6 protein-coding genes are annotated in these 14,489 nt (G+C 71.6%); all 6 read left to right on the top strand.

What is annotated here, in order from left to right; genetic code table 11:
* Window positions 1-21: 21 nt before the first annotated feature.
* The 6 genes from ACGF8B_RS24130 (at window position 22) to ACGF8B_RS24105 (ending at window position 14,464) form a co-directional block, all read left to right on the top strand.
* Entirely contained in the window at window positions 22-1,026 is a 1,005-nt protein-coding gene (locus ACGF8B_RS24130) for a TauD/TfdA family dioxygenase (protein ID WP_392742105.1), read from the top strand.
* Complete coding sequence (sbnB, locus tag ACGF8B_RS24125) at window positions 1,023-2,093, top strand: 2,3-diaminopropionate biosynthesis protein SbnB (RefSeq protein WP_392742102.1); 1,071 nt, start codon at window positions 1,023-1,025, stop codon at window positions 2,091-2,093. The genes ACGF8B_RS24130 and sbnB overlap by 4 nt, the downstream gene beginning before the upstream one ends.
* A gap of 209 nt (window positions 2,094-2,302) precedes the next feature.
* Complete coding sequence (gene sbnA, locus ACGF8B_RS24120) at window positions 2,303-3,310, top strand: 2,3-diaminopropionate biosynthesis protein SbnA (RefSeq protein WP_392742940.1); 1,008 nt, start codon at window positions 2,303-2,305, stop codon at window positions 3,308-3,310.
* A 600-nt stretch (window positions 3,311-3,910) separates the two neighbouring features.
* A complete protein-coding gene (locus tag ACGF8B_RS24115) occupies window positions 3,911-5,521 on the top strand; it encodes an amino acid adenylation domain-containing protein (protein WP_392742099.1) in 1,611 nt (536 codons plus the stop codon).
* A gap of 148 nt (window positions 5,522-5,669) precedes the next feature.
* Complete coding sequence (locus tag ACGF8B_RS24110) at window positions 5,670-9,092, top strand: amino acid adenylation domain-containing protein (RefSeq protein ID WP_392742097.1); 3,423 nt, start codon at window positions 5,670-5,672, stop codon at window positions 9,090-9,092.
* Window positions 9,089-14,464 carry an amino acid adenylation domain-containing protein gene (locus ACGF8B_RS24105; RefSeq protein WP_392742094.1) on the top strand — a complete coding sequence of 1,792 codons (5,376 nt, stop codon included), beginning with the start codon at window positions 9,089-9,091 and terminating at the stop codon, window positions 14,462-14,464. Before ACGF8B_RS24110 ends, ACGF8B_RS24105 begins: the two co-directional genes overlap by 4 nt.
* Window positions 14,465-14,489: the final 25 nt, after the last annotated feature.

Raw genomic sequence — 14,489 nt, 5'->3', positions numbered from 1 at the left:
ATCAGTCGAAAGGAGATCGAGATGTCGTCCACACCCACGGCTTCGCCGGTCGACGTGGAACTGGAATCCGGCAAACCCCCGCGGCTGAGGACCGAGGTCACCGGTGACGCACCGGCCTGGGCGGCCGAGCACCGGGAGACACTGCGCGCGGTCGTCGCCGAACACGGTTCGGTCCTGGTCCGGGGTCTCGGGCTGCGCGACATGACCGAGACCGCGGCCGTCTTCTCGAAGCTGGCCACCGGTCTGATGACCGAGCAGGAGGCCTTCGCGCCGCGGCAGACCTACTCCGACGGGGTGTACTCCTCATCGAAGTGGCCGTCGAACCAGCCGATGTGCATGCACCACGAACTGAGCTACACGCTTGAGTTCCCCGGCCTGATGATGTTCGCCTGTCTCACCGCTCCGACCGGCGGCGGGGCGACCGCGGTGGCCGACTCAGCGACCGTGCTCGACGCGCTGCCCACCGAGTTGACCGAACGGTTCGAGCGCGAGGGCTGGCTGCTCACCCGCGCCTACAACGACGAGATCGGCGCGTCCGTCGCCGAGGCCTTCGGCACCGATGACCGGGGCGCCGTCGAGCGCTACTGCCGCGCAAACGCGATCGCGTTCGAGTGGCAGCCCGACGGTGGACTCCGTACCAGACAGCACCGCAGCGCCGTGGTGCGCCACCCGGTCACCGGCCGACGCTGCTGGTTCAACCAGATCGCGTTCCTCAACGAGTGGACGATGGCCCCCGAGGTGCACGAGTACCTGGTGGACGTCTACGGCGCCGACGGGCTGCCGTTCAACACCCGCTTCGGCAACGGCGACCCGATCGGCGAGGACGTCGTGCAGCTCCTCAACGGCGTCTACGAGGCGAACACCGTACGTGAACCGTGGCAGGCCGGCGATCTGATGGTCGTCGACAACATCCGTACCGCGCACAGCAGGGAGCCCTTCGAGGGACCGCGTGAGGTGCTCGTCGCGATGGCCGATCCGGTGCGTCTGGACGACTGCTCGCCGACCGTGAGGGTGACCACACGATGAGCGCCGTCGATTCCACCGCGAGCGGGCCCGAAACGGTCCCGCCGGTCACCGTTCCACCGTTCGCGGTGATCTCCGGTGCCCAGGTCCAGCGCACGCTGCACAGGTGCGAGAAGCGGATCACGGAGCTGGTCGAGGCCACCTACCGGCTGCACGGCGACGGTGATTCGGTGAACCCGCCGTCGTACTTCCTTCGTTTCCCCGACCGTCCGTCCTCCCGGATCATCGCGCTGCCCGCCTCGATCGGCGGGAAGGCGCGGGTGGACGGCCTGAAGTGGATCTCCAGCTTCCCGGGCAACGTGACGGCAGGCATCCCGAGGGCATCGGCGGTGCTGATCCTCAATGACCCCGACACGGGCTACCCGTTCGCCTGTCTGGAGAGTTCGATCATCAGTGCCACCCGGACGGCCGCGTCTGCGGCGTCGGCGGCCGACTGGCTCAGCCGCGACCGGCCGCGACCGACACGTGTCGGGTTCTTCGGGGTGGGCCTGATCGCCCGCTACATCCACTCCTTCCTGGTCGGCACCGGCTGGTCGTTCGACGAGATCGGCGTACACGACCTGTCCGCCGAGAGCGCGGCGGGCTTCCGGTGCTATCTGGAGCAGTCGGACACCGCCGGCCGGATCACCGTGCACGACAGCGCCGAGCAGTTGATCCGCAACAGCGACCTGGTCGTCTTCGCCACGGTCGCCGGTCAACCGCACGTCAGCGACCTGTCGTGGTTCGCACACAATCCACTGGTGCTGCATGTGTCGCTGCGCGACCTCGCGCCGGAGATCCTGCTCGCCTCGACCAACATCGTCGATGACGTCGAGCACTGCCTCAAGGCCGACACGTCCCCGCATCTGGCCGAGCAGCTCACGGGCAACCGGGACTTCCTGCACGGCACGTTGGACGACGTGATGGCCGGGCGGGTGAAGGTGCCGGCGGACCGGCCGGTGGTGTTCTCGCCCTTCGGTCTCGGGGTGCTCGACCTCGCCGTGGGCAAGTACGTGTACACCGAGGTGGCCCGCTCCGGAGAGTTGCACGTCGTCGACGACTTCTTCCACGAAACGAGCCGGTACGGATGAGCCGGCCGGGAGCGCAGGCGGCTCCTTCGAGGCTGAGCCCGCAAGGGCACATCAGTCGCGTCGCAGCAGGTCCTGACGCACGGGACAGCGGCCGCTGAAACAGGGCCCTGTCCCGCCGGCCGGAGACGGTGGCTCGCCCGCACAGGCGAGGAGCCCGCCCCCGGCCGGACGACTCCGAAAGTGCTCTGTTCCCGACAGAGGAGACCATGGTGCCCGTCATTTCCACTCCCTACGGCTTCAACGAAGAGAATCTCTATGTCGACCTCCGGTCGATCTTCGGGCATTCGCTCTTCCTGAAGTGTGAGGGCTTCAACTTCGCCGGCTCGATCAAGCTGAAGGCCGCGACCGCGATGGTGGAGGCCGCTGAGCGGGACGGAATCCTGACACCGGAGTCGATCCTGGTCGAGTCCTCGTCCGGAAACCTCGGCGTGGCGCTGAGCGTGATCGCGGCGAGCAAGGGCTACCAGTTCCTGTGTGTGACGGACTCACGCGGCAATCTGTCGAACAGAATGATGATGGAGGCGTTGGGCAGCAAGGTGCATGTGCTCGCCGAGCCGCGAGCGGACTCCGGCTTTCTCGGCGCGCGGCTCGACTACCTCCGCGAGCTGTGCGCCTCCGACGACCGATATGTGTGGCTCAGCCAGTACACCAATCCGAGCAACTGGAAGGCGCACTACCGTACGACGGCGCCGGAGGTCGCCCGGCAGTTCCCGCGGCTGGACGTGCTGTTCGTCGGAGCCGGTACCACCGGGACCCTGATGGGCTGTGCACGCTACTTCCGGGGATGGCACCGGCCGGTACGGATCATCGCGGTGGACAGCGTCGGCTCGGTGTCCTTCGGCGGTTCGCCGGGCCCCAGGATGATTCCCGGCCTGGGCATGAGCATGCGCCCGCCACTGCTCGACGAGTCCTATGTCGATGAGGTGATTCTTGTCGAGGAGGCGGACACCATACGTGCCTGCCATCGTCTGGCCAGGCGCGGCTTCCTGTTCGGCGGCTCCACCGGCACGGTGATCAGTGGCGCGACGGAGTGGTTGGCACGGCACGACGCGAGCGAACTCACCGCAGTGGCCGTCGGTCCCGACCTCGGTGAGCGCTACCTCGACACCATCTACCAGACCAATTGGCTGGAGGATCTCTACGGTGAGAACGTGCTCGGCTCCGACAAGGAGGCCGCCCGCTCCTGGGCAGCCGCGCCTCCCCCGACAACGCGGTAGAGCCGTCGGCCGGGCCCCGGCCCGACGGACCGGAAGCCGCGGTGGCGTACCGGCCGAGGAAGACGGGCTTCTTCCCGACACATGACAAAGGGCGCCCGACCTGGTTTGCCACCGGTCGGGCGCCTTTCGCACGCTCGTCATCGAGGCGGCGGGGGCAAGTCCTGCGCCTGGTACCGGCGTCCGCACACCGTCCCGCCCGGTTGGCGCGCCGGGTGCCGCGCCGCCAGGTCGCGCGATGCTTCAGGAAGATTTTCCGGATGGTTGTGCAACCTCACCGCGGATGCCTCCGTCTCCTCTCACGCAGGCTCCAGTGCCACGGCAGCCCGTGATGCGAACCAGTGGGCTTCGTGCTCGGCACCGGGCCGGGGCACTGCGCCTCCCGGCGCTCACCTGCGCGTTCCTCCCCTGACGGGAAGGAAGCGTCAGCGTGGCATCAAGGAATCTTGTGTTGTGCTCCACAACCTCTATAAGTTCACGCCGAAACAGTCACAAATGAGTGGAGCGGATGTGCGCCCCCAACAGGACCTGTCGAAAGCCGAGTTATCCGGCCGGCGGACAGTGTGTTCCTTCCCCGCAGGACTCCCGGGGCTGATCAGGGAAGTGTCCCGGACGCGGCCCGCGGCCGTCGCCGTCGAGTGCGGCGACGAGCGGCTGACGTACGCACAACTCGAAGCGTGGTCCGACGGGATCGCCCGTACGCTGCGAGCCACAGCGACGCCTGGACTGCCCGTGGCCGTGGCCGTTCCGCGGAGTGTCCGGTTACCCGTGGCCCTGCTCGGCATCCTGAAGGCAGGGCTTCCCTACCTCCCGCTGGACGCGGACGACCCCCCGGACCGGCTGCGGCGCGTACTCGACGTATCGGGCAGCACCCTGGCCCTCGTGGCCGACACGACACAGGACCGGTTGGCCGCGCAGGGGCTGCGTACGCTCACGTTGCCCGCGCGCTTCGGGGGCCCGGCGGCCGGAGAAGCGGAATGGGACTCCTTACCGCCGGTCTCCGACACGCAGCCCGTCTACGTGCTGTTCACGTCGGGATCCACCGGCACACCCAAGGGGGTCGTGCTGCCGAGCACCGCCCTCGCCAACCGGCTCGTATGGATGCGCGACGCCTACGGGGCCGGCCCGGACGACCGTGTCCTGCAGAAGACGCCCGTCACCTTCGACGTTTCCGGGTGGGAACTGTGGCTCCCCCTCATCTCCGGCGGCACCTGCGTCCTGCTGCCGCCCGAGGAGCATCGCGAGCCCGGACTCGTGGCACACGCCATCCGCGAACAGGGCATCACGATCTGCCATTTCGTCCCCACCATGCTCCGCGAGTTCCTCCGCCACCGCGATGCCGCACGGTGCACCTCGCTCCGGCACGTCTTCTGCAGCGGCGAGCCGCTGCCCGTCGAAGTGGCGCGCGCGTGCGTGGAGACCCTCCCCGCCACTTTGCACAATCTCTACGGTCCCACCGAGGCCGCCATCGAGGTCAGCCACTGGACCAGCCCCGCCTCGGCGCGGGAGATCGACCGTGTCCTCATCGGCCGTCCGATCGACAACTGTGTACTGCTGGTGGTCAGCCAGGACGGCGGGCCGGTTCTCGACGGCGACGAAGGGGAGTTGTGCATCGGGGGCACACCACTGGCCCTGGGCTACCTCAACGATCCCGTACGGACCGCCCGCGCCTTCGTGCCCGCGCCGCCGGGGTCCTCCGTGGACCGGATCTACCGGACCGGCGACCGGGTGCGCCTGATCGACGGGAACCTGGAGTACCTGGGACGGACCGACGACCAGGTGAAGATCCGGGGGCAGCGCATCGAGCCGCAGGAGGTCGAGCACCGGCTGCGCACCCACCCCCTGGTGAACGACGCCGTGGTGGTGGCGGTCCGGCTCGGGGAGGACACCGCACTCGTGGCCTGGATCCGCACGGCCGAGGCCGGTACCTCCCCTCGTGAGCTCTCCGCCGCCCTGCGCACGCACCTCGCTTCCGCCCTCCCCTCCGCGTACGTACCCGGGCACTACCTGATGCTCGACGAAGTCCCCCAGACCGGCAGCGGCAAGCTGGACCGGGCAGGGCTGCGATCACGCGCCGAACAGCAGCTCGGTGCCGGGCCGGCCGCGACCGCCACCCCCTCCCCCGCGCCGGGGGAACGGCCCCTGCTCGCGGCTCTGCTGCGGGAACGCGGCACCCGTGCCGTCGCGGGCGAGTCCCGCGACGGGACCCACTGACCGCACGGTCGGCCCTCACCGGGGTGCCATGCCCCCGGTCCTTCCCACTTCTCCGTCCGTCCGAGACGCCCCCGCACCCATGGGGCGTGTCCCCACGCGTCACGGGCGTCCCAGCCCCGCGGCGCTCCCGAAGATCTGGAGCCATCCCATGCCGGTCGATTCTCCGCAGCAACCACGGACCGAGGAGTGTTTCCCTCCCCGCACGGTCCACGACCTGGTGGCCCGTCAGGCCGCCCACCACCCCGAGGCCACGGCCGTGATCGCGGGCGAGCGCAGGACGAGTTACCGGGAGCTGCTCGCTCTCGCCGCGCGGATCAGCGCGCTCCTCCCGAGCACCGAGTGGGGCAGAACCGGCATCTGTCTCGGGCGCGACGAGCGCACGGTTGCCGCCTTCCTGGGAGTGTGGCGGGCCGGCCGCTCCTGCGTAGCCCTCGATCCCTCGCTCCCGCCCTCCCGGCTGGCGCACATGGTCAGCTCCGCCGGGATCGGCGAGGTCCTCACCACGCCCGAACTGGCCCCCGTCGTCGCGGCCGCTGGCGCCCGCCCCCTCATCGTCGACGCCGCCCCGCACCAGGACGCTCACGACAGCCCCGCACCGCACCCGGCGCGAACCGCGGGTGAGGAGGCGTACGTGCTGTTCACCTCCGGCTCCACCGGCACGCCCAAGGGTGTGGTCATCGGCCACTCCTCCGTCCTCGCCCTGCTGGAATGGATGACCCGGACGATCGAACCCGCGCACCTGCGTGTGGGTCTGGCGACCGCGTCACTCTCCTTCGACGCCTCCATCCACCAGATCTTCGGCCCGTTGTGTGCGGGAGGCAGCGTCGTCCTCGCCGACGACATCCTGGCGTTCCCCGACCTCCCCGCGCGGGACGAGGTCACCATGATCAGCGCACCGCCCTCCGGTCTCGCGATCCTGCTGGAGCGACCGTTGCCGCCGGGCGTGCGCCGGGTCAACGCCGGAGCGGAACCGGTACCCCGCCCGCTGGTCGACCAGCTCTACGCACAGCCGGGGGTCGAAACCGTCGTCAATCTCTACGGCCCCACCGAGTGCACCGTCTTCTGCGCCACGTACCCGATAGGCCGCGACGAAACGGGCACGCCGCCGATAGGTACGGCCGTCGCCGGCTGCGACCTCTCGGTGCGCGACACCCGGCAGCGCCCCGTCCCGGACGGAACCGCCGGCGAGCTGTGGGTCGCCGGACCCCTGGTCGGCCTCGGCTACCTGGGATCCCCGGAGGCGACGGCGCAGAGCTTCGTCCCCGACCCCGGCGTACCCGGCGGCAGGCGGTACCGCACGGGCGACCTCGTGCGCCGCACGAACGGTGTGCTGCACTACCTCGGACGCCTCGACGAGCAGGTCAAGGTGCGCGGCTTCCGCGTCGAGCCCGGTGACATCGAGGCGGTCCTCGCGACGCTCCCGGGTGTGCGGCACACCGTTGTCCTCGCTCCCGTGGACCAGGGGGGAACACGGACGCTGCACGCGCATGTGGAGACCGTGCCGGACGGCTCTCCGGTCCCCACCGAAGAAGAACTCCTCCGGCTGCTGCGCGCCCGCCTCCCGCACTACCTCGTGCCGGCCCGTGTTCTGGTGACGGACCGGCTGCCGCGGAGCAGCAACGGCAAGGTGGACCGCAAGGCCCTGTCGGCCGTGGCCCCTCCCACCCGCACGACGGAGCCGGGCGAGCGCCCCCGTCCGGGAGCGGAGACTCGACTCGCGGCGATCGTCGGCGAGGTGCTCGGCACGGACCGGCCGGTGGGCCGCACCGATCGCTTCGACCTCCTCGGAGGGCACTCCCTGGCCGCGGCGCGGGTCCTCGCCCGGGTCCGGGCGGAGTGGGGAGCGGTGGTCTCCTTGGGGGACTTCCTCACCGAGCCGACCGTGGCTGCGCTGGCCGGACTCATCGACGCCGCTCCACCGGTGCCCGCGCCGGCCCGGCTGCCGGACGCCACCGAGTCGCCGCTGAGCGACATGCAGCGCGAGTTGTGGACGACCCGCCAGATCAGCCCGGTCCCCGGCGTCACCACGGAGGCGTTCGTCCTCGGCATCGACGGCGCCGTCGCCACCGACGCGCTTCGATCCGCCCTCGACGCGCTCGTGGTGAGGCACGAGGCGCTGCGTACCGTCGTGGAGGAGACCCCGCACGGCCCGGTGGCGCGGGTGCTGTCCCCGGCACCGGTTCCCCTCACCGAGCACGACATGGCGGAACGGACGGCGGAAGAGGCCGACGTGCTCGTCGACGCGGCGGCCCGGCAGGTGTTCAGCCCCGAGGACACTCCGCTGCTGCGCGCCGTGCTCGTCCGCACCGGCCCCGACCGCGCACGGCTGGTGATCGCCGTCGACCACCTGGCCTTCGACGGATGGTCGGGGGGCCTCGTCCTGGACGAACTCGCTGCCGCCCTCGACGGCCGGCCCGTGCCGGAACCGGAGGTGCAACTCGGGGATGTGGCGCGCTGGGAGGAACACGCTTTCGCGCCGGCCGCCCGTTCCGACCGCGACTTCTGGCGCGAGGAGCTCAAGGGGGCGCTGCCCCCGTGGGACCTCGCACGCCGCGTGCGTTCCGGGACACCCGCGCATCGGGGCGCCCGGCTGGTGCGCCGGCTGCCGCCCGGCACCGCCGAAGCCGTACGGGACCTGGCGGCCTCCTCGGGCGTCTCCGAATTCGCGGTCCATCTGGCAGCGCTCGACGTGCTCATCGCGCACTGGACCGGACGGCACGACGTCCTCGTCGGCGTGCCGGTGGCGCGACGCCCCGTACCGGAACTCGATCGGGTGGTGGGGCCCCTGCTCTTCGTTCCTCCGGTCCGGGTCGGCTTCAGGCCCGAGGAGACCTTCCGTACCGTGGTCGCGCGGGCGGCTCTGGCGCGCAACCGGGTACTCGCACACACGATGCTCCCCGCCGCCGCGCTCGCCGAGGCGGCCACGGCGGCGGAGCTGCCCCGACGCCCCGGCGCACCCCTGACCCCGGTCTCGCTCTCCATGCGGCCGTCGGGGGCGCCGGTCCGGGTCGCCGCCGGTGCGGTGACCCTGCGGGTGCTCGGCGAACGCGACACCGGCAGCGCGCGGGACGACGCCACCTTCCTCGTCAACACGACGGTGTCGGGTACCGAGATCCATCTCGTCCACGACATCGAGTGCTTCGGCGAACAGGACGCCGAGGCCCTGCTGGACGGACTCCTCCATGTCCTCGCCCGGGGCACCGCGGCACCCGACCGCTCCTGCTCCGCCATCGGTCTGCCCCTCCCGCCCCCGACGACCGGGCTCCCGGTCCCGGACCGGAGGCAACGGGTCGCACCGTCCACCGTCGTCGAGGAATTCCTGGCGACGGTCTGGGAACAGCTGCTGCCGGTGAAGGACGTGGCCGCCTCCGACTCGTTCCTCGACCTCGGAGGTACCTCGCTCACCGCGATGCGGGTCGCGGCCGAGATCTGGGACGCGCTCGGCGTCGATGTCTCGGTACGCGCGGTCTTCGCGCTGCCGGTGCTGCGCGATCTGGCCGCCGAGGTCGAACAGCGGGCGCTGGCCGCCCTGGACGCGGCGGCCCCGGGCGAGAAGGGGGAGACGGCATGAGCGATGCGACGGCCGCGACCGCACAGGCCGACCAGGACCGGCTGCGTGCCCTGATGTCCGCCCGCAGGGCAGAGCGCCCGCAGGTCGCACCGCGACGGGGGGACGAGCCCGTGCCGCTCAGTTCCGCGCAGCAGGCGATGTGGCTCGCCTCCCAGCTCCAGCCGGACAGCCCCGCCTACCTGGTCCCCGTCCTGCTGCGGCTGAGCGGCTCGCTGGACCGTCCGGCTCTCCTGGCCGCGCTGCGCGGGCTCGTCGGACGGCACGACGTACTGCGTGGTGTCGTCGACGCCTCGGGCCCCGTCCCCGTCCTGGTCATGGGCCCGGCCTCGGCCGTACCCATGGACGTCGTGGACCTCACCGATGCCACGGACACCGAGGCCGAACTCGAACGGCAGGTCCACGAGCGCGTACGGCAGCCGATCGCACCCGAGCGCGAATGCCCGCTCCGCGTCATCTGCTTCCGCCTCGACGAGCAGGAGCACGCCCTGCTGCTGGTCCTCCACCATGTGGCGACCGACGCGTGGTCCAACGGCCTCCTGCTCACCGACCTGGCCGCGCTCTACGCCCACGAATCGGGGCGGGGGCCGCTGCCACCGCGACCCCCGCAGTACTCCGAGGTGGTCACGCCTCTCCCCGAGGCCCTGGCCGCTCGTCGTCTGCAATGGTGGCAGGAGAGGCTGCGGGACGCGCCCACCGCACTGGACCTGCCCGCAGACCGTCCTGCCCAGCCGATTCCCTCCGACGCGGGTGCCGGCGTTCCCCTCGTGTTCCCCACCGGACTCAAGGCACGGCTCGACTCCCTGGCCGCTGACAACGGTGTCACGCTGTTCATGGTGCTTCTCGCCTGCTGGCAGGCGCTGCTGGCGCGGGTGTCCGACAGCGAGGACATCTCCGTGGGGGTACCGGACGGGGGACGGCACACGGCACTCGGCGAGCGGGCCGTCGGCCCGTTCGTCAACACGGTCGTGATGCGGACGGTCCTGTCCCCGGCGTGGTCGGGTCGGCGCCTGCTGGCTGAGGTGCGCGATGTCGTGCTCGACGCGCTGGCCCGGGCGGACGTTCCCTTCGACCGTGTCGTCCATCAGGTGCGCCCCGAGCGCGCGTCCGGCACCGGGCCCCTCTTCGAGACGATGGCGAACCTGTACGTCCGGCCCGATCTCACCGGCCTCTTCCCCGGGCTGACGACACGGCTCACCGAGATCGCGACCGGCGCGGTCAAGAGCGAGCTGGCCCTGCACTGCTTCCTGGCGGGTGCCGAGGGCCCGCTGAGCGGAGTGCTTCAGTACCGTCGCGAGCGCTTCGGGCCCGCGACCGCACAGCGGCTGGGCGATTCCTACCTGCGGCTGCTGACCGGTCTGGTCGACGACCCCGACCGCCCCGTGGGCGAGCTGCTCCCGACGGACCCGGCGGAGGGGGTGCTGCGCGGGCCGGCGCGCACGTACCCGGACGATCCCGTTCCCGAGCTGGTGCGGCGCTGGGCCCACTCGGCGCCCGGACGGACCGCCGTCGTCGCGGAGGACGGCACCCTCACCTACGCGGAGCTGGAGGAGCGGGCTGCCCGCGTCGCCGACGGCCTGCTCGCAGCCGGGGTACGCGTCGGCGAGCCGGTGGCGGTACTGGCGGAGCGGGACATCCACCTGCCGGTGGCCCTGCTGGGCGTGCTCAGGGCCGGCGCGGCCTTCGTCCCGCTGGAACCCGCTCACCCCGACGAACGGCTCGCCCGCACCGTGGCGGCGTCCGGCGCACGGTTCGTACTGGCCCGGCGCGCCCTGGCCGGCAGGGTGCGGTCGGCGCACGTCCTGGTGACGGAGGACTTGTCCGCCCCCGGCGCCGCCCCCACGGACCGGCCCGGGGCGCGGGTGGAGGCGGCAGGGGACCGGCTCGCCTACCTGATCTTCACCTCCGGAACGACCGGCACGCCCAAGGGCGTCGCCGTGGAGCACCGGTCCCTCACCCACTATCTGCACGCCGCGCTGGAACGGATCGACGGTCACGGGCGGTCCTTCGCGCTGCTCTCCACGGCGGCGGCCGATCTCGGATACCTCTCGCTCTTCGGGGCGCTGGTGAGCGGCGGCACGCTGCACCTGGTGGAACGCGAGCGGGCCACCGACCCCGCGGGGCTGGCGGCGTACCTCGCCACCCACCCGGTGGACGTCGTCAAGATGGTGCCCAGCCACCTCGAACTCCTCGCCGCACACGGCGACCTGGCGGCCGTACTGCCGAACCACCTCCTCGTGCTCGCCGGGGAGGCATGTCCGCCGCAACTCGTCGCCCGGGTGCGCGCGGCCCGCCCCGGCCTGCGGGTGCACAACCACTACGGCCCCACCGAGACGACCGTGTCGGTCCTCGGGTGCGAACCCGCCGACACCGACGACCCCTCGGACACGACCGCCGTGTCCGTCCCGCTCGGCACCCCCTTCCCGAACGCGCTGTGCTACGTCGTCGACCGCAGCGGACGGCTCGCGCCCCCGGGAACTCCCGGGGAGCTGTGGATCGCCGGCCCCGGAGTCGCGCGCGGTTACGCCGGGAACGCCGAAGCCACCGCGCGGGCATTCGTCCCGGATCCGGTCGGGGGAACCCGGCGCTGTTACCGCACGGGCGACCGGGTGCGTCTGCGCCCGGACGGACTCGTGGAGTTCCTCGGCCGTCTCGACGACCAGGTCAAGGTGCGCGGGTACCGGGTCGAACCCGGTGAGGTCGCGGCGGCCTGCCGGGCGCTTCCCTCCGTCCGCGAAGCGGTCGTGCTCGCCGTCGGGGAGGCACACCGGCGCCGCCTCGTCGCCTGGGTCGTCCCGGCGGACGACAGCACTCCGCTCGACATCACGGCCGTGCGTTCCGCCCTGCGCTCCCAGTTGCCCGACCACATGGTCCCGTCGGCCCTGGTGCCCCTGCCCGGGATCCCGGTGACCCCGAACGGCAAGGTGGACCGCGCCGCCCTGCCCGTCCCGCAGGCTTCCGACAAGCACAGCGGTACGGCCCCGCGCAGCGCTGTCGAGCAGCGCATCGCGGCGGCCTGGCAAGAGGTACTGGAACTCCCCGACCAGGACCTCGACATCGACGCCGACTTCTTCGCACTGGGCGGGGATTCTTTCAGCGCACTGCGCGCCGCCCGGCTGATCGGCCCCGATCTGCGGGTGGTGTCCCTCTTCACACACCCCACGGTGCGGGAACTGGCGACCCTGCTCGACGATCCCGCGTCCGCCGGCACCGGGCTTCTCCAGCGACTGGCCGGGCCGCCCCCGGGCACGTCCCCGAAGGTGACCCTCGTCTGTCTGCCCTACGGCGGTGGTTCCGCAGCCTCGTACCAACCCCTCGCGCACGAACTCACCGCGCGGCGGCCGGACATTCAGGTGCTCGCCGTGGAACTGCCCGGCCACGACCCCGCACGCGCCGACGAGGACCTGCGTTCGCTCACCGAGGTCGTGGCACGCTGCCGGGACGAACTCGCCGGCATCGACACCGGCGAAGTCCTGGTCTACGGGCACTGCGTCGGCACGGCTCCCGCGGTCGCGCTGGCCCTCGCGCTGGAGGAGGCGGGCGAGGAACTCGCCGGTGTCGTTCTCGGCGCCGCCTTTCCCAGCGCCCGGCTCCCCGGCAGGCTTTCCGCGCTCGTCCACCGCTGGTTCCCCGACGACCGGCGCACGTCCGACCGGGCCTATCACGACGTGTTGCAGGCACTCGGCGGGCAGATGGAGGAGGACACCCGGGGCTCGGTGATCCGTGCGGTCCGGCACGACGCGCGCCAAGCGGTCGATTGGTTCAGCGCCCGCTTCGAGACCCAGGCCCCCCGGCGGCTGCGGGCGCCCGTGCTGTGCGTCGTCGGCGACCGCGACCGCACCACCGAGCTCTTCGAGGAGCGGCACCGCGAGTGGACCGTTGTCGCCGACGACGTCTCCCTCTCCCGCATCCCGCACGCAGGGCACTACTTCCTCAAACACCAGGCCTGCGAACTCGCCGGGATCATCGAGGAACAGCTCTCCTCGCCGGCGGCCTCCGTGCCTGTGCCGGCAGCACCGGACAGCTCGCCGGAACGACGGGACCTGCGCCGGTTCGGGCTCTTCGCGCTCGGCCAGACGGCCTCGATGACCGGCTCCGCGCTCACCTCCTTCGGCCTCGGGGTGTGGGTCTTCCAGAAGACCCACGAGGTGTCCGCCTACTCCCTGGTCACCATGCTGGCCATGCTTCCGGCCTTCCTCGCCGCGCCGCTCGGCGGTGCCGCCACCGACCGCTGGGACCGTCGCCGGGTCCTGCTGGGCTGTGCCGCCGTCTACGGTGTCACCCTGTCCGGCCTCGTCGCGGCGGCTGCCACCGGGACACTGCGGGTGTGGGAAGTCGCGGTGTTCGCCGCGCTCACCTCCCTCACCGCGGCGTTCCAGCGGCCTGCCTATCTCGCCTCGGTCGCCCAGCTGGTGCCCAAGCCCTACCTCGCTCAGGCCAATGGCGTGGTCCAACTGGGCACCGCCCTCAGCACGCTGATCGCACCGGTGCTGGGCGGAGCGCTGGTCAGTCTCACCGGCCTGGCCGGGGTGGTCTGCGTCGATCTCGTCGCCGTCGTCGCCGGTGGGGCCGTCCTTCTCGTCATCCGCTTCCCGGACCGCCTCTTCCGCAGGCGCCAGGAGGGTTTCCTGCCCGCGATCACCGGAGGCTGGCGCTTCCTGGCCCGGCGGCCACCCATGGTGGCGATGGTGCTCTTCTTCATCGTCGTCAACTACATCATCGCCACCACCACGGTGCTGACGGCTCCGCTCGTCCTTTCCACGAGCAGTCCGGCCGTCCTCGGTACGGTCACCGCGGCGGGCGGCCTCGGCGCCGCGGTCGGCGGCCTGGCCATGGCCTTCTGGGGCGGCACCAGGCGCCGGGCCGACGGCATGATCGGCATGACGATCGGGATGGGGCTGGCGACGGCGCTGATCGGGCTGCGACCGGAACCCGTCCTCATGGGTGCGGGCCTGTTCCTGTGGTGGGTGTGCAACGCCCTGCTCAACGCACACTGGCTCGCCATCCTCCAGGCCAAGGTGGGCCTGGAGCTGCAGGGCAGGGTCGTGGCCACCAATCAGATGCTTGCCACCGGGCTGATGCCGCTCGGCTTCCTGCTCACCCCCCTCCTGCTGCACCACCTCTTCGACCCCCTCGTCGGGCACGCCCCCTTCCTCCAGATCACGGGTGGCGCGGGTCCGGGCCGGGGCATGGGGCTGCTCATGATCACCGGCGGACTCCTGCTGGCCGGATGGGGTGTCCTCGGCCTGCGGTACCGCCCCCTGCGCCACATCGAGAGCCGGCTCCCCGACATCTCGACGGCGGAGGTCGTGGCGGACGACCTCGACACGCTCCAGGACGAGGCGGACGCCCTGCTGCGCCGCAGCACCGGCTGACGCCGCTCAGGTCGTGCCGTCCCCC

The organism is Streptomyces sp. NPDC047917 (genome assembly GCF_043204345.1).
Lineage (GTDB): Bacteria > Actinomycetota > Actinomycetes > Streptomycetales > Streptomycetaceae > Streptomyces > Streptomyces sanglieri.
This window is presented reverse-complemented; position numbering and strand designations above follow the sequence as displayed.

Bases quoted from the DNA above. Each gene is read 5' to 3' on its own strand.
- ACGF8B_RS24130 (WP_392742105.1), top strand. From the start codon at position 22: ATGTCGTCCACACCCACGGCTTCGCCGGTCGACGTGGAACTGGAATCC.
- sbnB (WP_392742102.1), top strand. From the start codon at position 1,023: ATGAGCGCCGTCGATTCCACCGCGAGCGGGCCCGAAACGGTCCCGCCG.
- ACGF8B_RS24110 (WP_392742097.1), top strand. From the start codon at position 5,670: ATGCCGGTCGATTCTCCGCAGCAACCACGGACCGAGGAGTGTTTCCCT.
- ACGF8B_RS24105 (WP_392742094.1), top strand. From the start codon at position 9,089: ATGAGCGATGCGACGGCCGCGACCGCACAGGCCGACCAGGACCGGCTG.